At 56.8% G+C, this 24,484-nt stretch carries 22 protein-coding genes; 6 read left to right on the plus strand and 16 right to left on the minus strand.

From position 1 onward, the window contains the following. The first annotated feature begins 16 nt into the window (after window positions 1–16). Together Q9S52_RS00920 and Q9S52_RS00925 are read left to right on the plus strand one after the other, a co-directional pair. Entirely contained in the window at window positions 17–994 is a 978-nt protein-coding gene (locus tag Q9S52_RS00920) for a PhoH family protein (RefSeq protein ID WP_304707766.1), read from the plus strand. Window positions 995–1,034: 40 nt separating this feature from the next. Beyond that, window positions 1,035–1,988 (plus strand): phosphoribosylaminoimidazolesuccinocarboxamide synthase, encoded by a 954-nt coding sequence (locus tag Q9S52_RS00925; RefSeq protein ID WP_304707768.1) that lies wholly within the window; start codon window positions 1,035–1,037, stop codon window positions 1,986–1,988. An 83-nt stretch (window positions 1,989–2,071) separates the two neighbouring features. Here Q9S52_RS00925 and Q9S52_RS00930 read toward each other — a convergent pair whose 3' ends face one another. From Q9S52_RS00930 to Q9S52_RS00950, 5 genes are all read right to left on the minus strand, one after another. Continuing rightward, window positions 2,072–3,430, minus strand: coding sequence for a citrate synthase (locus tag Q9S52_RS00930; protein ID WP_300828168.1), 1,359 nt, complete (start codon window positions 3,428–3,430; stop codon window positions 2,072–2,074). Then, on the minus strand, window positions 3,423–4,700 hold the full coding sequence (gene icd, locus Q9S52_RS00935; RefSeq protein ID WP_294591208.1) for an NADP-dependent isocitrate dehydrogenase: 1,278 nt from the start codon (window positions 4,698–4,700) through the stop codon (window positions 3,423–3,425). The genes Q9S52_RS00930 and icd overlap by 8 nt, the downstream gene beginning before the upstream one ends. After that, the gene (locus Q9S52_RS00940) at window positions 4,700–6,988 is read right to left on the minus strand and encodes an aconitate hydratase (protein ID WP_304707772.1); all 2,289 of its coding nucleotides are present in this window, start codon (window positions 6,986–6,988) and stop codon (window positions 4,700–4,702) included. Before Q9S52_RS00940 ends, icd begins: the two co-directional genes overlap by 1 nt. 115 nt (window positions 6,989–7,103) lie before the next feature. Next, window positions 7,104–7,802: an SIMPL domain-containing protein gene (locus tag Q9S52_RS00945; protein ID WP_297624830.1), complete on the minus strand. Its 699-nt coding sequence runs from the start codon at window positions 7,800–7,802 to the stop codon at window positions 7,104–7,106. Window positions 7,803–7,807: 5 nt separating this feature from the next. Beyond that, a complete protein-coding gene (locus tag Q9S52_RS00950; RefSeq protein WP_297624832.1) occupies window positions 7,808–8,911 on the minus strand; it encodes an acyltransferase in 1,104 nt (367 codons plus the stop codon). Between the two features lie 79 nt (window positions 8,912–8,990). Here Q9S52_RS00950 and Q9S52_RS00955 point away from each other — a divergent pair, with 79 nt between their 5' ends. Genes Q9S52_RS00955 through Q9S52_RS00965 form a run of 3 tightly spaced genes read left to right on the plus strand, consistent with a single transcriptional unit; the run spans window position 8,991 to window position 10,849 of the window. Further along, the gene (locus Q9S52_RS00955; protein WP_297624835.1) at window positions 8,991–9,224 is read left to right on the plus strand and encodes a hypothetical protein; all 234 of its coding nucleotides are present in this window, start codon (window positions 8,991–8,993) and stop codon (window positions 9,222–9,224) included. Window positions 9,225–9,248: 24 nt separating this feature from the next. After that, complete coding sequence (locus Q9S52_RS00960; protein WP_304707775.1) at window positions 9,249–10,076, plus strand: ATP-binding cassette domain-containing protein; 828 nt, start codon at window positions 9,249–9,251, stop codon at window positions 10,074–10,076. A 5-nt stretch (window positions 10,077–10,081) separates the two neighbouring features. Further along, a complete protein-coding gene (locus Q9S52_RS00965) occupies window positions 10,082–10,849 on the plus strand; it encodes a hypothetical protein (protein WP_304707777.1) in 768 nt (255 codons plus the stop codon). A 42-nt stretch (window positions 10,850–10,891) separates the two neighbouring features. On the opposite strand, the gene Q9S52_RS00970 is transcribed toward Q9S52_RS00965, so the two are convergent. The 7 genes from Q9S52_RS00970 to Q9S52_RS01000 form a co-directional block, all read right to left on the minus strand. Beyond that, the gene (locus Q9S52_RS00970) at window positions 10,892–12,070 is read right to left on the minus strand and encodes an MFS transporter (protein ID WP_304707779.1); all 1,179 of its coding nucleotides are present in this window, start codon (window positions 12,068–12,070) and stop codon (window positions 10,892–10,894) included. Window positions 12,071–12,159: 89 nt separating this feature from the next. Beyond that, window positions 12,160–13,950, minus strand: a complete 1,791-nt coding sequence (locus Q9S52_RS00975) for a hypothetical protein (protein WP_304707781.1) — start codon at window positions 13,948–13,950, stop codon at window positions 12,160–12,162. 17 nt (window positions 13,951–13,967) lie between these two features. Next, entirely contained in the window at window positions 13,968–14,360 is a 393-nt protein-coding gene (locus Q9S52_RS00980) for a BlaI/MecI/CopY family transcriptional regulator (RefSeq protein WP_304707783.1), read from the minus strand. 110 nt (window positions 14,361–14,470) lie between these two features. Continuing rightward, window positions 14,471–15,076: a GNAT family N-acetyltransferase gene (locus Q9S52_RS00985; RefSeq protein WP_304707785.1), complete on the minus strand. Its 606-nt coding sequence runs from the start codon at window positions 15,074–15,076 to the stop codon at window positions 14,471–14,473. After that, window positions 15,073–15,867, minus strand: coding sequence for a sulfite exporter TauE/SafE family protein (locus Q9S52_RS00990; RefSeq protein ID WP_304707787.1), 795 nt, complete (start codon window positions 15,865–15,867; stop codon window positions 15,073–15,075). Before Q9S52_RS00990 ends, Q9S52_RS00985 begins: the two co-directional genes overlap by 4 nt. A gap of 127 nt (window positions 15,868–15,994) precedes the next feature. After that, complete coding sequence (locus Q9S52_RS00995) at window positions 15,995–16,375, minus strand: hypothetical protein (RefSeq protein WP_304707789.1); 381 nt, start codon at window positions 16,373–16,375, stop codon at window positions 15,995–15,997. A gap of 65 nt (window positions 16,376–16,440) precedes the next feature. Further along, window positions 16,441–17,337 carry a ketopantoate reductase family protein gene (locus tag Q9S52_RS01000; RefSeq protein WP_304707791.1) on the minus strand — a complete coding sequence of 299 codons (897 nt, stop codon included), beginning with the start codon at window positions 17,335–17,337 and terminating at the stop codon, window positions 16,441–16,443. Between the two features lie 114 nt (window positions 17,338–17,451). Between Q9S52_RS01000 and typA the strand changes: the two genes are divergently transcribed. After that, entirely contained in the window at window positions 17,452–19,251 is a 1,800-nt protein-coding gene (gene typA, locus Q9S52_RS01005; RefSeq protein WP_304707793.1) for a translational GTPase TypA, read from the plus strand. A 459-nt stretch (window positions 19,252–19,710) separates the two neighbouring features. On the opposite strand, the gene Q9S52_RS01010 is transcribed toward typA, so the two are convergent. The 4 genes from Q9S52_RS01010 to Q9S52_RS01025 form a co-directional block, all read right to left on the minus strand. Next, window positions 19,711–20,730: a 2-oxoacid:ferredoxin oxidoreductase subunit beta gene (locus tag Q9S52_RS01010; protein ID WP_294592287.1), complete on the minus strand. Its 1,020-nt coding sequence runs from the start codon at window positions 20,728–20,730 to the stop codon at window positions 19,711–19,713. 26 nt (window positions 20,731–20,756) lie between these two features. Beyond that, complete coding sequence (locus tag Q9S52_RS01015; protein WP_298080536.1) at window positions 20,757–22,595, minus strand: 2-oxoacid:acceptor oxidoreductase subunit alpha; 1,839 nt, start codon at window positions 22,593–22,595, stop codon at window positions 20,757–20,759. Window positions 22,596–22,734: 139 nt separating this feature from the next. Beyond that, complete coding sequence (locus Q9S52_RS01020; RefSeq protein WP_297624869.1) at window positions 22,735–23,712, minus strand: dihydroorotate dehydrogenase-like protein; 978 nt, start codon at window positions 23,710–23,712, stop codon at window positions 22,735–22,737. A gap of 29 nt (window positions 23,713–23,741) precedes the next feature. Further along, complete coding sequence (locus Q9S52_RS01025; protein ID WP_304707801.1) at window positions 23,742–24,431, minus strand: YggS family pyridoxal phosphate-dependent enzyme; 690 nt, start codon at window positions 24,429–24,431, stop codon at window positions 23,742–23,744. Between the last annotated feature and the right edge of the window lie 53 nt (window positions 24,432–24,484).

A 24,484-nucleotide genomic window follows, 5' to 3' on the forward strand; every position in this document is an offset into this window, starting at 1 on the left:
GCTGTTTCTGGTTTTTATGGGCGAAAAGATCATAGATCTCGACGGAACGATCGACCCGGCGGATTTTTACGGGGCGGCGGATGTCAATTTCCATCGTCTGGTGGGGAAGTTCCCCGAATTGAAAATCGTGGCGAGGGGCGGGACGTTGAAGTTACTGGGGTCGGAGGAGCAGATCGCCCGTTTTGAAGAGCGGTTTGCGCAGTTGGTCGCCTATTTTCGGCGCTATGGGCATCTTTCGCCGGAGGTGCTGGATCAGATTTTCGATGTGCCGACCGTCGATCGGCGTCCTGTGGCGGGAGAGGGCGATACGGCGGCGGGGACGGAGGATGTCATCGTCTATGGGAACAACGGAAATATCGTTCGTGCCCGGACGACTAACCAGAGGAAGTTGGTGGAGCTGTATGCGAAAAACGACCTCCTGTTCGCCGTCGGGCCGGCGGGGAGCGGGAAAACCTATACGGCGATCGCGCTGGCGGTGCGTGCCTTGAAAAATAAGGAGGTGCGGCGGATTATCCTGACCCGTCCGGCGGTGGAGGCGGGCGAGAAGCTGGGCTTTTTGCCGGGGGATATGAAGGAGAAACTCGATCCTTATTTGCAGCCGCTGTATGACGCCCTGAACGACATGATTCCCCCGAAGAAGTTGCAGGACTATATGGCCGAGGGGATTGTGCAGATTGCGCCGCTGGCCTATATGCGCGGACGGACGCTGGACAACGCCTTCGTGATTCTGGACGAGGCGCAGAACACCCTGTTGTCGCAGATCAAGATGTTTCTGACCCGGATGGGGCGCAATGCGAAATTTATCGTGACCGGAGATGTCACGCAGGTCGATTTGCCCCATCAGGGAGATTCAGGGCTGATGCCTGCCATCGGGATGCTGCGCGGAATCAAGGGAATCGGGGTCGTGGAGTTCGACAAGCAGGATATCGTGCGGCACGAATTGGTCAAACACATCGTGCAGGCGTTCGAGAAACACGGGGCGCCGCGGGATTGATGCGATAGAGACACATACTAAATTTCACATAGTCATAAAAATGGCGAAAGCATTGGTAAAGACCGATCTGCACTTCGACGGTCAGAAATCTTTGTACGAAGGCAAAGTGCGCGATGTGTACGACATCGATGACAAATATTTGGCCATGGTGGTCACCGACCGCATCTCGGCGTTCGATGTGGTGTTGCCGAAAGGGATTCCGTTCAAGGGACAGGTGTTGAACCAGATTGCGGCCAAGGCGTTGGACGCGACGACCGATATTTGTCCGAACTGGAAGATCGCTTCGCCCGATCCGATGGTGACGGTGGGGTACAAATGCCAGCCGTTTGCCGTGGAGATGATCGTCCGGGGCTATTTGACGGGGAGTTCGTGGCGGGATTACAAGGCCGGGGCCCGGTCGATCTGCGGAGTGCCGCTGCCGGAGGAGATGCGCGAACACCAGAAATTCGAGAAACCCATTATCACACCGACCACGAAAGCGGAGCTGGGGCTTCATGACGAGAATATTTCGAAAGAGGATATTATTGCCCGGGGACTGGTTTCAGCGGAGGATTATGCGGTGCTCGAAAAATATGCCATGCAGCTCTTCGAACGCGGGACGGAGATTGCGGCTCAACACGGTTTGATCCTCGTGGATACGAAGTACGAGTTCGGCAAGAAAGACGGCGAGATTTACCTGATCGACGAGGTGCATACGCCGGACAGTTCGCGTTATTTCTATGCTGACGGCTATCAGGAACGGTTCGACCGAGGCGAGCAGCAACGGCAGCTCTCCAAAGAGTTCGTCCGCGAATGGCTGATGGAACACGGGTTCCAGGGGCGCAAGGGGGATGTGATGCCGGAGCTGACGGATGCGTTCGTGGATAGCGTGAGCGAACGGTATATCGAACTGTACGAACACATTACGGGCGAGAAGTTCGACCGCGATGTGGAACCGGCTACGGAGGAGCGGATTGCGAACAATGTGAAGAATATGTTGGCGCGGCTGGTGTAGGGGGATGCAGAAAAACGAAGCGCGGCTCTTTCCGTTATGGGAAGAGCCGCGCTTGCATTTCGCAGGGTGCGAGACCCGCGAAATTACCGTTTCTCCAACGGACTGTATTCCGTCGCCGGTGCGACATTCTTATAGGCTGGCCGGATAATGCGTCGACTGTCGAAATTCAGCTCCTCTGTCCGGTGTGCCACCCATCCGGCGATACGCGACATGGCGAACAACGGGGTGTAGACCTCCCGCGGCAATCCGATCATGTCGTACACGAAGCCCGAATAGAAGTCCACATTGGCGCACACCTTTTTGTTCACCGAGTTGCCTTTGAACTCCATGAAGCTCTCCACGGCCAGCCGTTCGACGGATTCGAGAAAAGCGAACTCCTTCTCCCGTCCCTTTTCCTGGGCCAGCGAACGTGCCATCTCCTTGAGCAGCAGGGCCCGCGGATCGGAAATCGTGTAGACCGCATGTCCGATCCCGTAAATCAATCCCTTCTTGTCGTACACCTCCTTGCGCAGCATCCGCATCAGGTAAGCCTTGATCTCCGCCTCGTCCGTCCAGTCCGAGATCACCTCGCGCAAGTGGGCGAACATGTCGATGACCTGCAAATTGGCTCCCCCGTGCAACGGCCCTTTCAGCGAACCGATCGCCGCTGCGATCGAAGAGTAGGTGTCCGTTCCCGACGAACTCGTCACCCGCGTCGTGAAGGTCGAGTTGTTCCCCCCGCCATGTTCCGCATGCAGAATCAGACACAAGTCCAGTACTTTGACATCTAAGGGTGTGTATCCTTTCGATCCTTTCATCATGTAGATGAAGTTTTCGGCCAGCGAAAATCCCGGCTTCGGAATCCGGATGTGCAGCGACCCGCCGTTCTTGTTGTGGTTCATCGTATGGTAGGCATAAGCGATGATCGATGGAAATTTCGCGATGAGGTCGACCGACTGACGCACCAGATTGTCGCGTGAGGTGTCGTCCGGATTCTCGTCGAAAGCGTAGAGCACCAGTACCGACCGCGCCAGAATGTTCATGATGTCGTTCCCGTAGAGTTGCAGGATGTTCATCTTCGCCGCATGGCGCAAGACCATCTGTTCGTTCAGCAGGTTGGTGAAGGTGTCCAGTTCCTCCCTGTCCGGCAGGTAGCCCGAGAGCAGCAAAAAGGCCGTCTCCTCATATCCTAACCGCTCTTCGTCCTGGACGCCGTGCACGAGATCGGCCACGTCGATCCCCCGGTAGAGCAGTTTGCCGGGAATGGCTTTCAGGCCTTTGCCGTCGGCCAGCCGTTCGTAGCCCACCACGTCGCCGATGTTGGTCAAGCCGACCAGCACCCCCGAGTGATCCTCATTCCGCAGCCCGCGTTTCACGCCGAAGCATTTGAAGAGGTCGTTTTCGATCCGCGAAGTCTCCTTGACGGTTTCCGAGAGCTTGTATATCAGATAGTCTTTATTCATCTCCTTTGTCGTTAATTTTCGCGATCAACAGATCGGCAAATTCGCTGGTCGAGAGCCGGGTGCCGTTCTCCATAAAACGAACCAGATCGTAGGTCGCTTTTCCCTCGACGAATGCGCTCTCCATGGCCCGTATAATAGCCTCTCCGGCCTCCGCCCATCCCATGTATTGGAGCATCATGACCGCCGAGAGCAGGAGCGAGCAGGGATTGGCCTTGTTCTTCCCGGCATGGATCGGCGCCGTCCCGTGCGTGGCCTCGAAAATGGCATGTCCCGTGGTGTAGTTGATATTGGCCCCCGGCGCGATCCCGATGCCGCCGACCATGGCGGCCAGCTGATCCGAAATATAGTCCCCGTTCAGGTTCAGGGTGGCGATCACCGAGAACTCCCGCGGTTTGAGCAGCGTCCACTGTAGGAAAGCGTCGGCAATGGCATCTTTGATAATGACTTTGCCCGCGTTCACAGCCGCCGTCTGAGCCGTATTCGCAGCCTCTTCCCCCTCCGCTTTTTTAATCCGTTCCCACTCGGCCCAAGTGAAGGTCTGTCCGCCGAACTCCCGTTCCGCCAACTCGTACCCCCAATTCTTGAAGGAACCCTCGGTGAACTTCATGATATTCCCCTTGTGCACCAAAGTCACCGACGGCAGGCGATGGTCGATCGCATACCGAATCGCCGCCCGCACGAGCCGTTCCGTCCCCTCCCGAGAGACCGGTTTGATGCCGAACGACGAACTCTCCGGAAAGCGAATCTTCCGAACCCCCATCTCGTTGATCAGAAATTCCCGCAACCTGATCGCCTCGGGCGTTCCCGTCTGCCACTCGATTCCGGCGTAAATATCCTCCGTATTCTCCCGGAAAATCACCATGTCGACATCCTGCGGCCGCTTGAGCGGTGTCACGACCCCCTGGAAATAACGGGTCGGACGCTGGCAGACGTACAAATCGAGCTCCTGCCGCAAAGCGACGTTCAACGACCGAATCCCTCCGCCGATCGGCGTGGTCAGCGGCCCTTTGATCCCCACGAGGTACTCTCGAAAAATCTCCAGTGTCTCAGCCGGGAGCCATTCGCCCGTCCGGTCGAACGCTTTTTGACCAGCCAGCACCTCCCGCCACTCGATCTGCCGTTGCCCGCCGTAACAAGCCGCGACTGCCGCGTCGACTATTCGCCGCGTCGCCGGCCAGATATCCACTCCGATGCCGTCCCCCTCGATAAAAGGAATGACCGGTTTGTCCGGCACCTCCAAAACTCCGTTGCTGATGGTGATTTTATTCATTATGCGTTCGTTTTTTTGCTCAGTAAGTTGAGTGCGCTCCCCGCCCGGAACCAGGCAATTTGCAGCTCGTTATAAGTATGTTCGGCCTCGAAACTTTCGGTAGTCCCGTCCGCGTGTTGCAACACGACGGTCATCGGAACCCCCGGTGCAAAGTCTTTCAGTCCGAGTATCGAAATCGTATCGTCTTCCCGCACCTTCTCCCAGTCCGCCTTATGGGCGAAAGTCAAGGCCAGAATGCCCTGTTTCTTGAGGTTGGTCTCGTGGATCCGGGCGAACGACTGCGCCAGCACCGCTTTTACCCCCAAAAACCGAGGCTCCATCGCTGCATGCTCCCGCGACGAACCCTCGCCGTAGTTTTCCTGCGCCACCACGATGCTTTCCACCCCCTTGGCCTTATAGTCCTTCGCTACAGCCGAGACCTTGTCGTATGTCTGCCCCGGTAGAGTCGGATTCAATACGCAGTTCACCGCATCCCGTCCCTCCGTCGCGAAAGCGTTGGTCGCCCCCATCAACAAGTTGTCCGAAATGTTTTCGAGGTGCCCGCGAAACCTGAGCCAGGGCCCGGCCATCGAGATATGGTCGGTGGTGCATTTCCCCCGCGTTTTGATCAGCAGTCGCAGCCCCTCGAAATCTTCTCCGTCCCATGCCGCGAACGGCTCCAGCCGTTGCAGCCGTTGAGAATCCGGCGCGATAACCACCGTCACATCCGTCCCGTCCGCCGCCGGCGCCTGATAACCCGGATCGTCCACTGCGAACCCTGCGGCCGGCAGCTCCCGGCCCGTCGGCGCATCCAACCGCACCGCTTTTCCCTCCTTGTCGGGTATCGTGTCGGTCAGCGGGTTGAAGGTAATGCGTCCCGCAATCGTCATAGCCGTCACCACCTCCGGCGAGGCGATAAAAGCATGGGTTTTCGGATTTCCGTCGTTCCGCGCCGCGAAGTTCCGGTTAAAGCTGGTGACGATCGAATTCGCCCGTGTCGAATCGTCCGTATGTCGTTTCCACTGCCCGATGCAGGCCCCGCACGCATTCGCCATGACGATGCCGCCGATCGCTTCGAAATCGCGCAACAGTCCGTCCCGCTCCGCCGTGTAGCGCACCTGCTCCGATCCCGGCGTCACGATGTATTGCGCCTGAACGGTCAAACATTTCTCCGCCGCTTGTCGCGCCACCGACGCCGCCCGGGTCATGTCTTCGTAAGAGGAGTCGGTGCACGAGCCGATCAGTCCGACCTCCATCCGTTCCGGATAGCCCTTTTCGCGAGCCATACGCACGAATTCCGAGATCGGTGCCGCCGCATCCGGCGTGAACGGCCCGTTGATGTACGGTTCCAGCGTCGAAAGATCGATCTCGATCACCCGGTCGTAGTACCGTTCCGGATGCTCCAGCACCGTAGCGTCCGCCTGCAAACAACTTGCAGCCACTCCGTCGGCCAGCTCGGCCACGTCGCTCCGCCCGGTCGCCCGCAGGTAGTCGCCCATCCGTGCGTCGTACGGAAAGAGCGAGGTCGTCGCTCCCACCTCCGCGCCCATGTTGCAGATCGTGGCTTTCCCGGTCGCCGAGATGGTCTCCGTCCCCGGCCCGAAGTATTCGATAATGGCGTTCGTCCCCCCTTTGACGGTCAGGATGCCTGCCAGCTTCAGAATCACATCTTTCGGCGATGTCCAGCCGCCCAGCCGCCCTGTCAGCCGCACGCCGATAATGCGCGGCATCTTCAACTCCCACGCCATTCCGGCCATCACATCCGCGGCATCGGCTCCGCCGACCCCCACGGCGATCATCCCCAGCCCGCCGGCATTCGGCGTATGCGAGTCCGTACCGATCATCATCCCGCCCGGAAAGGCGTAGTTTTCGAGCACCACCTGATGAATAATCCCGGCTCCCGGCCGCCAGAATCCGATTCCGTATTTGTTCGACACCGACGACAAAAAGTCGTAGACCTCCCGATTGACCTCCCGGGCAGCCGCCAAATCGACATCCGCTCCCCGGTCGGCCTGAATCAGATGGTCGCAGTGCACCGTAGTCGGCACCGCCACCCGCTCGCGTCCGGCATTCATGAACTGGAGCAGGGCCATCTGTGCCGTGGCATCCTGCATGGCCACCCGATCCGGAGCGAAATGGACGTAGTCTTCGCCGCGTCGGAAAACCGGTCGCTGGGTGTCGTCGGCGAGGTGCGTCAGCAGGATTTTTTCGGCCAGCGTCAGGGCATGACCGGTCGTCCGCCGCGCCCGATCGACTCCGTCGGGCATCGTGGCATACCGCCGCCGGATCATCTCGATGTCGAAAGTCATAGAAGGGTTATTAAAAATTTTTCATAATTCCGTTTCCGAGCGCAATATACGAAAAACAGCGGGATTTACCCGCTGTTTTGTGAAAGGATGAACAGAATCGGTGGAATCTGTTAAATTATTCCAACACGAAGCGTACCGTGACATTCTGGTTCACCCGCACGTCGTTGAACCGGAGGTTCGACATGGCATCGTCCTGAACGGCATTTCCGGTCATCACCCCGGCAGCCTTACTGCGCAGCATGACGAGACCGGCTTCCGGAGCCGACGAGTAGGACTGAATGTAGATCGCCTTGCCGATCCGCTGTCCGAGCGCAGCAGCGAGTTCCGATGCGGTGATCTGAGCATTCCGCATCGCCTTGACACGAACCTGTGCCTGAAGCTCCCGCAAATCGCTGCGCGTGCTCTGGCTCAACGAGGCGTTCGATATGCCGTTCGTCTGCAAAGCATCGAAAACGGCTTCCACCTGATTCGGCTCGGTCAGCGTCAGGAGGTAGTTCTTGTATTGGTAGACATCTTTCCGTTTGCCGCTGGCATTGGACTGGCTGGTAATGACCAGTTGTTTTTTGATGTCCACTCCGGCAGCGTCGAGCGCCGTGGCCAACGATCGTTCCAGCTCGGCGATGGTGGTCTTCCCTTTGCTCGGTGCCTCCGAAATGCCGATTGCGATGCGGAACTTATTGGGCATCACCGCCGTATCGGCCGAACTGCTGATTTCGACATGCGGAATCTGTTTGTCGAGGTCTGTTCCCTGGGCCCATGCGCTCCCGGCACCGATCATCAGGAGTGCCGAAGCGATAAAAAGCATTTTTTTCATGACTTTTATCCGATTAAGTATTTATGAAAAGGTAGTTTCTGCAATAACCGTACCACACCGGCCGAAACCGCGAAAGCCGCTGCAGCGATCAACGGTATCTGGAGGTAAGGCGGCCATTCGACGTACTGTTTCACGAAATCGTATGTCACCTGTACGATGAAAAAGTGGCACAGGTAGATTCCGAAGGTCAGCGATGCCCACCGTCCGAGCCGGGCCTGCGTCCGCGGGTTCGAAATCCGAACCGTCTGTAAGGCCGTGAATACGCCGTAGGTCATCAAAAAGACGCTGAATCCGGTGAAAAACCACGGGATTTCGAGGTAGGCGTAGTCGGTCGGGAAGTAGCGCTGTGTCCAGAGGTATCCGCCGCAGGTCAGGGCGTATCCCGTCGCAAAACAGATGGCCGATCGAATGCGTATCTGTTTCTTAGACCGGCCGGAAGGGTAGAGGTTTAAATAGTGGGCCAAAATCAGGTATCCCAGAAAACCGCTGACATAGTAGAACGTCCCGAACGGGTTCCAGTCGCACTCGCCGAAAATACCGGTGTGTCCGTAGTTGCCGACGTAGCCGAAGAACGGGGCCAGAACCCGGATATAAGGAATAAAGAGGGTGAATCCCCAGAGGTACAGGAATCGTTTCAAGTCTTTCCGTGAGGCCTGCGCCACCCACGGCGAGACGATCGGCAGAATCAGGTAGAGCCCCGCCAACATATAGAGGTACCACAGCGGGGTGGTGACATAATTGAAGTTCAGCGGAAACGAGGCGATATAGTAAACGGCATTCGCCCCTTCGGCGTGTCCGTAGGCCCGGTAGAAAAGGGGTGTCAGCAGGCTCCAGAAGAGCAGCGGTACGAGTATGCGTCCCAGTCGCCGGCGATAGAAAGTGCCCATATCCGTCCGAACCGGCAGGAGCAGCACGCCGGAGATCATGACGAACAACGGTACGCAGGCGCGCATCAGGCTGCCCCAGCAGACACCTGACAGAAAGGCTGTCCGGTCTTCATCGAAGCGGGCGACGAAGAAGTCGCCGCTGTGGGCAAAGACCACCATAAAGCAGGCCGCGATGCGCAGTACATCGAGCCACGGAATCCGGGTAAGAGAGTTGTTTTGCATGGCAGACAAAGATAAATTTTTCCGCCGATAAGTTGGCGGTTTGGGCAAAAAGGGCTATTTTGCAGGAAAAATCTTTGCCATGAAACTTATCGACAGGGAGAACTGGACGCGCCGGACGGTGCTCGGGGGATTGGGTTGGGCTTATAGTGTCATGCTCTTTACCGAGATCGTCAATTATTTCGGGTTCACTCAATCATCATATTGGCGATGGGAGGTAGTCGTCATCAAATTAGTTATTTGGACGCTCTTCGGTCTGACTTTCGGCCGGTGGCTCTTGCTGAAAATGAAAAGGCCGCTGGAACAGAAAAAGTAATCCGAAATCAACTTTGAAAAACGCATGATCCGATTTGAAAACGTATCGTTCGGCTACCGGAACGGATGGTTGTTCAGGGGGTTGAACTTCGAACTGCGTCGCGGGGCGATCTACGGTCTGCTGGGGAAAAACGGGGCCGGGAAGAGTACTTTGTTGAAACTGACGGCGGGATTGCTGTTTCCGAAGGCGGGCGAAGTGTCGGTCTTGGGCCGGACGCCGAAACGGCGCGAACCGACCTTTTTGTCTCAGATTTTTCTGGTGCCCGAGGAGTTCGACCTGCCGCGGATGAATATGCGGGAATATGCCCGGGTGTACGGTTGCTTTTATCCCGATTTTTCGCATGAACAGTTGGCCGACCTGATGCGCGAGTTGGAGGTGTCGGAGACCCAGTCGTTTCATCGGATGTCGCTCGGGCAGAAGAAAAAGGCCTGCATCGCTTTTGCCCTTGCCTGCCGGACGCCGTTATTGCTGATGGACGAGCCGACCAATGGGCTGGATATTCCGTCGAAGAGCGTTTTTCGGCGGGTGGTCGCTGCGGCGATGGATGAGGGGCGGACGGTGGTGATTTCGACCCACCAGGTGCGCGATCTGGATCGGTTGATCGACTCGGTGGTGGTGCTCGACGGCAGCGAAATCTTGCTGAACGCCACGACGGATGAGATTACCCGGCGGTTGCAGTTCGTGCGGCTGGAGGAGAACGAGCCGGCCTTGTATGCCGAAGAGACCATTCACGGACGATGGGGAGTGCGACCGAACGAGGCGGGAGCGGATTCGCCGTTGGATATGGAGTTGTTGTTCAACGCTGCGGCTGCCAATCGCGAGGCGATTAAAAATCTTTTCAATCGGGGCTGAAACGTATGAAAGATTCATTTTCCTGGAGACGGCTGGGCCGGGTGGCTCGGGCCGAACTGGTGGGTGAGCGGCGCGCCTGGGGGCTGAGGCTGGGAGGTTGCCTGCTCTTTTGCCTGATGATCTATATGGCCTGGAACACCGATACGATTTTCGGACGCAAGGAGGTGCATGACGTGTACGGCTATATCGTGCCGCGGATGATCGTCGGAGTAGGGTGGGGGATTGCCGTGATGTTCAACCTGTCGCGCAGTTTCAGATGCTATTCGTCTCACGGCCGGGCGGTCGAGGCGTTTATGGTGCCGGCGGCGCAGAGCGAAAAGTTCGTGTGGGCGGTGTTGAAAAATTTCGTGGCCGTGCCGGTTATTCTGCTGGCGATTGTCGGGTTGAACGACCTGTTTTGGGCGGAATGGCTGGGGTTCGATGATCTGTTTACCTTGTTTGCGAAGGGTTGGGCATCCGTTGTGGAGAGTTCCCGGGCTTCCTGGTGGGGCCTGATGATGAGTCTGTACGGATTGCACGTTCTCTCCACGATGGCTTTTTTTCTGGCCGGGGCGGCGCTCTTCCGGCGACACCCGTTTTTGTGGACGGTGTTGGTGCAATTCGTGCTGTGCAATCCATTGAGCTTCATGGTGACGCTGGCACCTTACCTGACGTGGGTCGAACTGTCTCGGATCAACGGGGTGGTGATGCTGAATCTGATTATTTTGGGGCTTTGTACCTTGTGGATGTGTATCGCCTGGTGGCGGTTTTCCACCCTGCAACAGACCAAATAAAGAGCCGGGGCGAGTTTTTGAAAAAAATCGCCCCGGTTGTGTTTACCTCAACTTATTTCGATTGAAATAGGGGCCTGCCCACAGCAAAAAGAGCGTCAGTCCGATGCACAGCAGGAAGGTGCCGAGCAGAAAAGCCGACGAGTAGGAAGTGTGCTGGGCGATAATCCCCCCTAACAAAACCCCCGATCCCACGCCGAAATCCCACGAAGTCAGGTAGGTGGCATTGGCCGTTCCGCGTTGGTTGTGGTGGGCCAGATTGATGAACATCGTCTGGAGCGTCGGACAGAGCAGGCCGTACCCCACGCCGATCGAAACGCCGCATCCGTAGAACGACAGCGGTTGTTTCAGGAAAACGAAACAGAGGAAGCTCGCGATCAGAAGCACTATGCCGGCCTTGCTGACCGCCGTCAGATAGCCCCGGTTGATGAGTTTTCCGGATATCAGGCGCGATACGACCAGTCCGCCCGACAGGCAGACGAAAAACATCCCCGTTCCGCTGGTCAGCCCCACCTCTTCGACCCCATACACGGCCACATAGGTGCTCAGCACGCCGTAAGCGAACGAAAGAAAGAGTGTCGTCACCGCCCCCGGAATCCCTTTGAGCAGCAGGAAACGGTCGAGCGACAAGGTCTGTTTGGCTCCCACGGCTTCGGTCTTCTTCTCGCGCACGAACGAACCGACGCACAATCCGATCAATCCCATTCCCAAAGCGGTCGCGAAAATCCAGTTATAATCGGGCGTGGCGTCGTGAATCATCAGGGCTGCCATCGGCCCGATGGCCATAGCCAGATTGGTCGATACGCCGAAATAGCCGATCCCTTCGCCCCGTCGGGAGGCCGGCATGACATCGATCGCCACGGTGTTGACCGAGACGGTCACCATGCCGAACGCCATTCCATGCGTCGCCCGCAGGATGATAAACGCCGTCAGCACGCCTGCCAGCATATAGCCGCCGAAGTAGGAGATGAAAAAGGTGTAGCAGATCAACAGGAGCGGTTTTCGCGGGAAGCTGTCCACCATGAACCCGGCGAAAGGCCGAAAGAGCAGTGCCATGATGGTGTAGGACGAAAGAATCAGCCCGGCGGTCGATTTCGTGACGGCGAACCGGTCGGCCAAATACATCGGCAGGATCGGCAGCAGCATATAGAAAGCGAAGAACATCAGAAAGTTCGCGCCGCAGGCCGCCCAGAAACTGCCGGTCCATAATTTGTCTTTCACCATTGGGGGTTATCTAAATATCCGGCCGCAAAGGTAGAGAATTATTGGCAAAGCGGGGATTGCCGACAGGCAATCCCCGCTGATGGAGAGTATCAGTCTTCGATACGCTGATAGCTGCTGCCGGGAAGTTCTTTGAAAAGCACCGAATCCGGGATGACCCGAGAGTGACGCTTCGGTGTGGACGTTTTTGTCGGGACGGCCTCTCGGTGAAGAATCACTTTGACCGGTTTCCGATTGCGCACCCAGTTGTTCTCGCTGTCGAGGTAGAAGCGTTCGGGGCAATCTTTCAGGAGCTTCGTGGCCACCGTCACCCCCTCCTCCTGTTCTTTTTTACTCAGATAAACCGTGACGTTCCCGTTTTTGTAGTTTGTCGCTGAATTTTTATCTCTCTGATTGTAAGGCTGAATGATGAGCGAACCTTGCGAAAGTGCCAGGGCCGGAGCGCCGTCTCCGCTATTCGATAAAACGGAGATTTTTTCCTGCTTTAATTTGTCGACTTCGTTTGTTGAAGCCGTCCGTACAGCATATCGCCCCGATGAATTCTTGGCATTTTTGGTCGTGATGCTGATGACCCCTCCGCGTGCCCGTTCGCCATATGCACGGATGGCAGTTTCTCCTTTGAGAACCGTGATGGATTCAAATTCCTCAGAGTCGAGTTTCTCTACTTCCTGTTTGATGCATTCGACGCCATCGACGATGTAGATCGGCGGTACTTTCGAAGTGTCGGCCTTGGGAGTGACCCGCACGGTGATGATCTCCCCCACTTGATGAGTCTTTGTTCCGGCGGCAGAGTCTGCCGATTGTTTCTGTGGCGTTTCGGAGTTAAGGCTTGGACCGTCTTTGATCACCGTTTTGGCTTCGGCGAGCAACTCGCGAAGCGTATCGAATTCCGGTTCCTGGATTTTCCGGCCGTCGAGATAACGTACTTCGACCGGCTCTTCGAAGAGGGTTTTGGAGTCCAGCGTATCGACCGTCGGCAAAGCGGTTTCGGCGGGCTGCGGTTGTGACGGAGCCGGCGCGGCAGCTTTTGTCGTGAGCGAGAAAGCGCCCAGCAGCGCACCGGTGAAGAGGGGTAGAGAGGCCAGTCGGAGGTAGCCTCCGAGGCGGCTCCTGTTTGCACGAGGTGTCATCATTTTGAGTCGTTTTTTGGTGAGTGAATAGCACAGTGCGTTGGCCGTCCCGGGATAAATGCCTGCCTCCGTGCCGATTAAAAGGTCTATGTAAGGCCCCACGGCGTTCCCCTCGCGGAGTACCGCCCGATCGGCCTGAAATTCATGAATTTCGCGGATCAACCGGCCGCAGTGCCAGGCTGCCGGATGGAACCACAGCACGGCCCGCCACAGATTCATCCACAACAGATCGAACGAGTGTCCGTAAGCGATGTGGCTGCGCTCGTGGGCCAGAATCGAATCCAGCATCGGTGAGTCTGCGAATCGTCGATCGACGAAGATGCGCCCGAAAACGGAGTAAGCCCCCGCCACTTTGTCCGAAAAGAGCACCTCTCCGATGCGGGTATGCCTGATTTGCCGCATGACGCGCCCTATCCCGATCGCCTGAAGCGCCACGAACAGCACAACTCCGGCCCCGTACAGCACAGCCAGCCAAAATTTCCACTCCATAGGCGCCGGTACAGCAACTGCCGGTATCTCCATCGTTTCCAGTACCGGAAATCCGGTTGTGTCGACAAAAACCGTCTCTGCGACCTCCCGAGCCGGTAAGAGCGGTATGCGCAGCAAAGGCAGCGACAGACCGACGGGAAAAAGTCCCAACAGACAGTTCCGTGCCGCCCCCAGCGGAATACGCCGGTGAAGCACGAAGGCGTAAAACAGCCACAAAGCGCTGGTACACAGTAAAGCGTCGATCCAGTATCCCTGAGAAAACATAGCACAATCGGATTCGGTTATTTCTGTTCGGTTTCGACGATCTGTCGGGCCACACGCTTCAACTCCTCGTATTGTTCGACCGTCAGCGACCCGCTTTCGGCCAGGAACGAGAGCACCTGCCCCGGTGAATCGTTGAAAAAGTTGCGCACCACGCGCTGCATAAAGTGCGACCGGTATTCGTCGCGCCCCACCGCCGGATAGTACCGGTGGCTCTTCCCGACTACCCGATGGGCCAGAAATCCTTTGGTCTCTAATGTCCGGATGACTGTCGAGACGGTCGTATACGCCGGTTTCGGTTCGCGAAACTCCTCGACCACTTCGCCCAGAAAAGCTTCCTTCAGCCGCCATACGATCTGCATCACCTCCAGCTCGGCCCGGGTCAGTTCGGTCGGTTTTTCTCTCTTTTTCATGCGGTATTCCGTTTTTGGTACTACAAAGATAGTTATAGTTTCGATAACTACAACTATAATTTTAGTTTTGTGGGAAAATAATTTTACCAGAAGCGTCGGAGGCCTCGGAATTACTTGCGTTCGGAGTAGCTGAGCACCCGTTCGTTGTTGAATTGTTGGAAAGCCCGGAATTCCGCTTCGGTGAGCGGTCGGGGATAGCTCATCAGAAAGAGTCGATGGGGTTCGGTCGTCGGGCGGAACGACGGATGGACGTGGTCGTAGTCGTAGTTGGGGCACATCCCGTTGCTCAGATAAAAACGTTCGCGGCGGCGCGAGACTTCGTCCTGTGGCGGGTCGATCTCCAGCAACAACAGCCGGGAGCCGTCCCCCTGAAGCAGTTTCAGCGCCTGCGAACCGTATCCTCCGCCCCGTTTTTCGGGCGCGATGGCGAAGTGTTCGCCGAACCGGAACCGTTGCCCCTCGTCGGTCTCCCAGTCCCACCACGAAAGCAGACCGACCAGTCGGCCCCGTTCGATCAACAGGTGGTAATGAAAGGCCGGGTCGCTCAATGCTCGCAGATGTTCCGCCAAAGGACGCTGCTCGCAGAGCGGGAAGCTCTGTTCGTAGATCGCCCAAGCCGCTTCGGCCAGCGGGTGGGAGTGGTCGTCGAGGCGAATCAGGTCGAGCGGCTTTTCGGAAAGCGTCGTCATGTCGGATGTGATCAAGATGGATTTCAAAGATACATGATTCCGTCGTGAAAATGGAGCTGGACGAAAAGGAGCATATAGATGACCGACAGGATCAGGGCGACCATGAAGCAGTCTTTGACCGTCCGGGTATCTTTGCGTTCGACGAACTTTTCGCCCACCCAGCCTCCGAATCCGCCGCCGAGAGCGACGCAGGCGCCCAGCTCCCAGTCGATGTGACCGAACCAGACGAAGACGGCCAGGGCGAACGGCGTGACGATCATACTCATATAGGTTTTGATCGCGTCGGCTGTTCGGGTCTCGGTGTGGAGCCGCGTGACCAGCACGTAATACATCAGGTAGGCCATTCCGGCCTGAATCATGCCGCAGTAGAGTCCCAGCAGGAGAAAGATGCCGTAGTCCGCCAGGCGCGACCGCCCCACGGGATCGGCCGTTTTGTCGGGCCGGTCGGCCGGCGGCGGCGAGAAAAAGGTGAAGAGGATGGTGAGGATCATCACCCCGATGAAGATCCAGTTGAAGATGACGCCGGCGATCCGGACGGCGAAAAAGGCGCCGGCTATGGCGCCCAGCACTAAGGTGACCGAAAGAATGGCCGCTTCGCGGTGCGGAATGGGCCGATGGGTCAGATAGCGGATGTATCCCATCGTATATTGCGTCATCACACCCACCCGGTTCGTACCGTTGGCCACGCTGGGAGGCAGCCCCAATCCGATCAGCATCGGCAGCGAGATGAGCGACCCGGCTCCTCCGATTTCGCTGACGATGCCGCTGGCCAGACCGGCTACCACAGCGGCTATGTGGTGTGCGAGAGTCGTTTCCATGAGAACGAGGCGATAGACTGAAAAGTTGCCGCGCAAATTGTATGCCAGATAAAACAGCAGTGCGATTCCTGTGGTAATACAGAGGAACCGCACTTGCTATGATACGATGCGCCGAGTTCGGTACGGACTACTTTTTCGGAGTCAGGGCAAAGCTCATCTCGTCGCCGGTCAGTTTGAACCCGTCGTCCGTTTTGGTGACTTTGAAATTCAAGGTGCCTGACGGGTCTACGATCACCAAACTGCTGTCTGCCTGCATTTCCCAAGTCCCGCCGTGCTGTTGGCCGTTCATGACCATAGTGACTTTTCCGTCGGACTTGAAATCCATTTCGACTTTCATTTGTGTCACTACGGCTTCCGCCATCTCCGCCGCAGCGGCGTCGGTCGAATCCGGAAGGACGACTTCCATTTTTGCGTCGTAAGCGCCGACCAGCTCTTTTTCGATTCCGGTTTTGCCGGAGCAGGCAACCAGCGCTGCTACAGCGGCGATTGCGAGAAAGAATCTCTTCATTTATTATGTGGATGTTTGGATGAAAATATATGACAAAAATAGGTGTTATTTCTGATAATCGGTTGTTATTGGGCCGATAAAATTCGCAGGGCGGCCCAATTCAACGGGACGGGGATCCGCAGCTCGTCCGCCAGTCGACAGAGCGTCCCGGCGAAGATGTCGATTTCGGTCGGCCGACCCGCCTCTGTGTCCTGCAACATGGAGCTCTTGCCGTCAGGGTTCATCGCATGAATGACCTCTACGGCTCGCTCGACCATCTCGTCCGCCTGTGCGATGCCGATCGCCCGGGCGACAGCTGCCGCTTCGTTCATCAGATCGACGGCCAGTGCCATGGCCAGGTCATTGCGTTGCAGGTGTCCGTAAGGAGAGCGGAGCAGGGCAGTGGTCTGGTTGCAACCGATGTTGATGACGAACTTCTGCCACAAGGCCGACCGCATATCCGTCGGGATTTCGTACGGAATATCGGCCAGCTCGAACAACTGCCTGACTCGTTCGGCTTCAGGCGACAGTGTGAGGTTTTGCGCTTCGCCGAAATAAATGCGGAAGTTTCCGTCGTGCGTAATCCGATTCCCTTCGCGCAGACTCGGATGGCCCAGAAAATAGGAGTAGAGCACATGAGCCTCGGGAAAACGCGCTGCTACCATCTCTTCGCTTTCGATACCGTTCAGCAGCGAGAGCACGATGGTTCCGGGCCCCACGAAAGGTGCAGCGGCATCGAGCGCTTCGGGTAGGGCCGAGGCTTTGGTGGCAATGAGAATCAGCTCTTTGGGCTCGTCTTTGTCGGTCAGCGCGAAGTCGTAACGTCGTCCGTTGAAAAGCAGGCCTTCGTTTCGCAACCGTTCTTGTCGTGCGGCATCGGCAATAATCGTAAAGCGGTCGCCCAAGCTGTCGGCCAGCCGGGTCGCCACCACGCTCCCGACGGCTCCCAAACCGATGAGCGATACCCGTTCGATTCGTTTCATGCCTGCAAAGATCAACTTTTTTTACTAATCAGGCTGATAATCTGCCCCGAAACCGCTACTTTTGTGGCCGCGCAGCCTGTTGTGGAACGGGGTGGGCGGATTTATTTCAACAAGATGCAGAAAATCAAAAACATCGCAATTATTGCGCACGTCGACCACGGAAAGACGACGATGGTGGATAAAATGATCCTTCAGGCCAAGCTGGTGCGGGATCAGGAGAAGTCGCAGACTTTGATTCTCGACAACAACGACCTCGAACGCGAACGGGGGATTACGATTCTGGCGAAAAACGTATCGATCCATTATAAGGACTACAAGATCAATATCATCGACACGCCGGGCCACGCCGACTTCGGCGGCGAGGTGGAACGGGTGCTCAATATGGCGGACGGGGTGTTGCTGCTGGTGGATGCTTTCGAGGGGACGATGCCCCAGACCCGGTTCGTGCTTCAGAAGGCGTTGGAGATGGGGCTGAAACCGATTGTCGTCATCAACAAGGTCGATAAGCAGAATTGTCGGCCGGACGAGGTGAACGAACAGGTTTTCGACCTGATGTTCAGTCTCGATGCGACGGAAGAGCAGCTCGATTTCAAGACCATCTACGGAAGTGCCAAGAATGGATGGATGTCTACGGATTGGAAGACGCCGACGACGGATATCATTCCGCTGTTGGACTGCATCATCGAGGAGATTCCGACGGCTCAGGTGGTCGAAGGGACGCCGCAGATGTTGATTACGTCGCTCGAATATTCGCCTTACGTGGGGCGGATTGCCGTGGGGCGTCTGAGTCGCGGGACGTTGAAGGCGGGACAGAACGTTTCGCTGGTGAAGCGCGACGGGACGGTCGAAAAGTCGAAAATCCGCGAATTGATGACTTTCGAGGGGCTCGGCAAGGAGAAGGTCGAGGAGGTGCAGTGCGGCGATATTTGTGCGGTGGTGGGCATCGACGGATTCGAGATCGGGGATACGATCGCCGATTTCGAGAATCCGGAACAACTCACGCCGATTGCGATCGACGAGCCGACGATGAGTATGTTGTTCACGATCAACGACTCGCCGTTTTTCGGCAAGGAGGGTAAGTACGTGACGTCGCGGCACATCAAGGAGCGGCTGGATCGGGAGTTGGAAAAGAATCTGGCGCTGAAGGTGAAGCCGGGAGCGACGGCCGATTCGTTCCGGGTGTTCGGACGCGGGGTGCTGCACATCAGTGTCCTGATCGAGACGATGCGGCGCGAGGGGTATGAGTTGCAGGTGGGGCAGCCGAAGGTGGTGGACAAGGTCATCAACGGGCAGCGGTGCGAACCGATCGAGCACCTGACGGTCGACCTGCCGGAGGAGATGGCGGGCAAGGCGATCGAGATGGCCACGCGGCGGAAAGGGGTGCTGTTGCACATCGATCATCGGGGCGAGCGGGCGCATTTGGATTTCGATATTCCGGCGCGGGGGATTATCGGCTTGCGGAGCAATCTGTTGACGGCTACGGCGGGCGAGGCGGTGGTGGCGCATCGGTTCAAAGGGTTCGAACCGTATCGGGGCGAGATCGAAGGGCGTTCCAACGGCTCGCTCATCGCAGCGGAGAGCGGTACGGCTTTCGCGTATGCGATCAGTAAATTGCAGGATCGCGGCCGGTTCTTTATTTCGCCGGGCGACGAGGTCTATGCCGGGCAGGTGATCGGCGAGAGTACGCGGGCTGAGGACATTTGCGTGAATGTCTGCAAGTCGAAGAAGCTGACGAATATGCGGGCTTCGGGTTCGGACGAAAAATCGACGGTGTCGCCGCCGGTGGTTTTCTCGCTCGAAGAGACGCTGGAATATATTCAGGAGGATGAATATGCGGAAATTACGCCGACTTCGATCCGGATGCGTAAAATCTTGCTCTCTGAAACGGATCGCAAACGCGCGGGTAAGGCTTAGGCCATTCGATTATCGTTTTTTGCCCGGGAGTGGACTGTTCTTTTTGTGAACAAAAAGAACCAAAAAAACTTTAGACGGATGCTGACGCATCCTCAAGCTGCCGGCGGCCCAAATCTCGGACTCTTCTTTGGGCCGGGAGTTGTAGCGCGCTAATGCGAGCTAAACTTTGGGCGCGCTACAACCCCGACCCAAAAACAATCGCGAAGACTGAGGACTGCGGAGCCTGAGGCGTAGCGCAGCTAGCATAAAAGTTTACCTTAAGGTTTCCTCCTTGCGCCTCGGCCATTCAAGTAAACTTGATGGCAACTCGGCTGCTGCGTCGGTTTTGGTGCCGCTTTTTTCAACCGACGCTGCCAGCGAGCGTAATGCAAACGCAGTTTGCAAATTACCGAGCGGCGAGGAGGAAGGCGAAGCCAACAAGCGGCAGTTCCATCCGGGTAGACACAGCAACCGAATGGTTTATTTAACCTCCCATGTTTCGCCGCTGTGCAGCAGCTGATCCATGTTGAAAATCTTGGCCCGCATCCGAACCTCGATCAACTGATCCCGCACTTGGTCGTCATACGTATGGTCTTTCACCGCCCGGATCACCCCGAGAGCCACCGGCATATCCGGCGCTTTCATGTTCACCAGCATCATGTGAATCCCCGGATTCGGCTCATGCGCATTGTGCACCAAGATATCCGCCCGGGTAATCCCGTTTTCGCCGATCTTCACGACTTTTAACTTCAGGCCGTCCAAAATCAGCCCCTTGTCCCGATTCTTCCCGAAAATCATCGGCTCGCCGTGACGGAGTACAATCGTGCTGTCCTCCCGCACCTCCTTATTCAGGAAAGCGTCGTAAGCCTTATCGTTGAAAATCACGCAATTTTGCAAAATCTCCACCACCGAAGCGCCATCGTTTTTCGCCGCAGCCACTAGACAGTCTTTCGTCAGATTGACATCCACGTCGATCGTCCGCGCAAAGAACGTCCCTCGCGCACCCAGTACGATCTCACCCGGCGAAAACGGGTGTTCCACCGTGCCATACGGCGAAGTCTTCGTCACCTTTCCCAGCGGCGACGTCGGCGAATATTGCCCCTTCGTCAAACCGTATATCTGGTTGTTGAAGAGCATGATATTGATGTCGATATTCCGACGGATGGCATGAATGAAATGGTTCCCGCCGATCGCCAGCGCATCGCCGTCTCCCGTCACCTCCCATACCGACAACGTCGGATTCGCCACCTTCACCCCCGTGGCAATCGCCGCCGCCCGCCCGTGAATTCCGTGGAACCCATAGGTGTGCACATAATACGGAAACCGCGACGAACAGCCGATCCCCGAAACGAACGTAAACCGCTGATGCTGATAATTGAGCTCTTCGGCCACCTCCGGCAACGCTTTGGTCACCGCGTTCAGAATAAAGTGGTTGCCGCAACCCGGACACCATTTAACCTCCTGGTCGCTTTTGAAATCCTGTGGAGTATATCGTACCATGATCTTTTACTGCAGTTTCGAACGCGCTAAGCGCGGGTGAGTAATGTGTTGAAATGTTCGGTCAGTTCGACTACCGTGAACGGCAGCCCCTGCACCTTGTTGTACTGTTGGAAATCGATATGGGGGAAATTCATCCGCAGGTAGTTGGCGAATTGTCCCATGTTCAATTCGCAGACGACGATCTGCTTGAATTTCGAAAAAATCCCCTCCGTCCCTTTCGGGAGCGGATTGATGTAGCTGAAGTGGCAGTGCGAAACGCTTTTTCCCTCCGCCCGCATCGCATCCACCGCCGTGCGAAGCTGTCCATAGGTACCGCCCCAGCCGACCACCAGCAGGTCGCCGCCGGTCGAATCGCCGTACACCTCCTGTTCCGGGATGTAGTTGGCCACGCGAGCCACTTTTTCCGCCCGCAACTCCACCATTCGCTGGTGGTTCTGCGGGTCGTGCGACAAGCAGCCGATGCAGTCCTGTTTTTCCAACCCGCCCAATCGGTGTTCGCACCCCGGCGATCCCGGTAAAGCCCAGCTCCGGGCCAGACGCTCCGGATCGCGCACATAAGGCAGAAAACCGCCCTCCGGACGCTCCGTCACCACCGGCGGTTTGATCTCCGGATAGTCGTTCATCGACGGAATGCGCCACGCTTCCGACCCATTGGCGATATAGCCGTCCGAGAGCAGGATAACCGGCGTCATATGCTCCATCGCGATTTTGGCCGCCATAAAAGCCGCATCGAAACACCCCGACGGAGTGCAAGCCGACATGACGACCAGCGGGCACTCTCCGTTCCGCCCCCACAATGCCTGATAGAGATCGGCCTGTTCGGTCTTGGTCGGCAGCCCTGTCGAAGGTCCGCCCCGCTGTACATCGACCACGACCAACGGCAGTTCGGTCATCACCGCCAGCCCGAGCGCTTCGCTCTTGAGCGAGAGCCCCGGCCCCGAGGTCGTGGTCACGGCCATATTCCCGGCGAACGAAGCCCCGATGGCCGTGCAAATCCCGGCGATCTCGTCTTCCACCTGCAATGTCTTCACCCCGAGGTCTTTACGCTTGGCGAGTTCTTCCAGAATAGCGGTCGCCGGGGTGATCGGATAGGAGCCGCAGAAGAGCGGCCGCCCCGACTTCTCAGACGCCGCGATCAACCCCCAGGCCGTCGCCTGATTCCCCGCGATCGTCCGATAGGTTCCTTTGGGCAACTCCGCCGCCGGCACCTGATAGGTGGTGGTGAAGATATGGGTATTGGCGGCATAATTATAGCCTGCCTTCAAAGCGAGCAAATTGGCCTCCGCCACCGCCGGTTTTTTCGCGAATTTGCGGCGGAGATAATTTTCGGTATGCTCCAGAGGCATGTCGTAAAGGCAATAACAGATCCCCAGAGCAAACATGTTTTTACACTTGTTCGCCGCTTTGGTGTCGAGCCCGGTCTGTGCCAGCGCCTCCTTGGTCATCGACGAGATCGGCGCGCGGATGATGTTGTAATCCGCAATCCCCAGCTCTTCGAACGGATCGAGCGTCTGGAAACCGGCTCGTTTGACAGTCGCCTCAGTCAGGCTGTCGGCGTCCACGATCACCGTGGCGCCTTTTTTCAGCCACTTGCGATTGGCGCGCAACGCCACGGCGTTCATCGCGACGAGCAGGTCGCAGTAGTCGCCCGAGGTCAATACTTTTTCGCTTCCTATATGTACCTGGAAACCGGAGACTCCGGCCATCGTCCCCTGCGGAGCCCGAATTTCGGCCGGATAGTCGGGAAACGTGGCGATGCTGTTCCCCCCGAGGGCCGAGGTGTCGCTGAAGAGCGTTCCGGTCAGCTGCATACCGTCACCCGAGTCGCCTGAGAACCGGATGACTACGTCTTTTGTCTGCTGCATACTATGTTTGGGTAGGTATTTACCGGAACAAATATTGTCATTTTTTTGCAGATACAACAGCCTTCTCGACATAAAAAATCGTCTCCACCACTCAATTCGGAGGTGGAGACGATATATGGGGGCTTTCAAAAAAGAGGTCTTATTCGTGGTTGGAGTAGTATTTCATGAATTGCGTCCGTTCGTACAGCATCGGATCGGCTATATTCTTGGCATTCATTCGCCCGGTCACGTCGCGCAAGGTCTGGAATTCGTGCCGTTTCATCCAGTCGCAGATAAAGGTATTCATCTCACCGATTACTTGCAGTCCGTTTTCATACGCCGCGCTGGCGATTTCGACGGCCGACGCCCCAGCCAGCAGCGCCTTCACCGCATCGGTTCCCGAGTGTACGCCGGTAGAGACCGCCACGTCGATCAGCGGCAGCGAGCCGTTTACCAAAGCCGTCCACCGCAAGGCGTTCGACAGTTCGGACGGATGGCTGAATATGTCGCCCGCCTTGACCGCCATCTTTTCGATGTCGATGTCCGTGGGATAGAACCGGTTGAAGAGTACGACCCCCTTCACATTCCGATAATAGATCTCCCGCACGATCGCCAGCGGATTGGTGAATCCGGCTCCCAGCTTGACCGACAGCGGGATGGAGATCGCCTCTTTCACCCGTGCGATGATGTTCAGGTAATTTCGTTCGATCTCGTCCGAAGAGGTCTCTTTGTCGGTCGGCAGGAGGAAAATATTGAGTTCCAGCGCATCTGCCCCCGCCGCCTCGATCACCCGGGCATAGTCGACCCACTCGCCGATCCCCCGGCAGTTGATGCTGGCGATAATCGGAATGGAGCACTGCTGTTTGGCATCTTCGATCAGCTTGAGATACAGTCCCAAACTGTTTTCCTGGACGTAAGTCCGCACATAATCCGCAGCCTCCGGATAGTCGCTGTAGCTATCCACATGGGCCACTTCGTTCATAATTTGCTCTTCGAAAATCGACTTGAGCACGACCGCTCCCGCTCCTGCCATTTCGGCATCTTTAATCCGTTGGAGCGTCGAGGTCAGTCCTGAGCTGCTCAGAATCACCGGGCTGTTCAGTTCCAACCCCAGATATTTCGTTTTGATTCGGTTCATAATATAAATTAGGTAGGTTATTCTGTTTACTATTTTCGGTCTCCGAAGATGCTGCTTCCCACGCGGATCATCGTCGCCCCCTCCCGGATCGCCGTCGGGTAGTCGCCCGACATGCCCATCGACAAGGTGTCGATCTGCGGCAGGTATCTCTCTTTGAAGCTTGTAAAAACGCTATGTAATCTCGCGAATTCACGTTTCACCTGCGCCGTATCTTCCGTCAGCGAAGCCATCCCCATCAGCCCCCGGATCCGGATGTTCCGGAGTCCGGTCAGAGAACCGTCCTGCAAAAAATGTTCCAATTCGGACGTATCCCAGCCGAATTTCGTCTCCTCGCGAGCGATATGCACCTCCAACAACACATCGATCACCCGTCCCGCCTTAGCCGCCTCGCGGTCGATCGCCTCGGCCAGCCGCCACGAGTCCACCGAATGGATCAACGACACGAACGGTACGATGTACTTGACTTTATTGGTCTGCAAATGGCCGATCATGTGCCACTCGATATCCCGGGGCAGTGTCTCGTATTTGGCCACCATCTCCTGCGGGCGGCTCTCTCCGAAGATACGTTGTCCGGCGTCGTACGCCTCCCGCACGGCCTCCGCCGGATGGAATTTCGACACCGCCACCAGAGTGACCGTTTCGGGCAAAGCGGCCCTTATGTGCGCCAGATTTTCGGCAATCGTTCCCATAGGATTCGATTTTATGCGTATATTTGTCATTCCCGCGTCCGTGTCGACGCGGACACGACAGTCAAAACAAATTTACTGCATAC

It is taken from the genome of uncultured Rikenella sp., from assembly GCF_948810725.1.
Classification (GTDB): Bacteria; Bacteroidota; Bacteroidia; order Bacteroidales; family Rikenellaceae; genus Rikenella.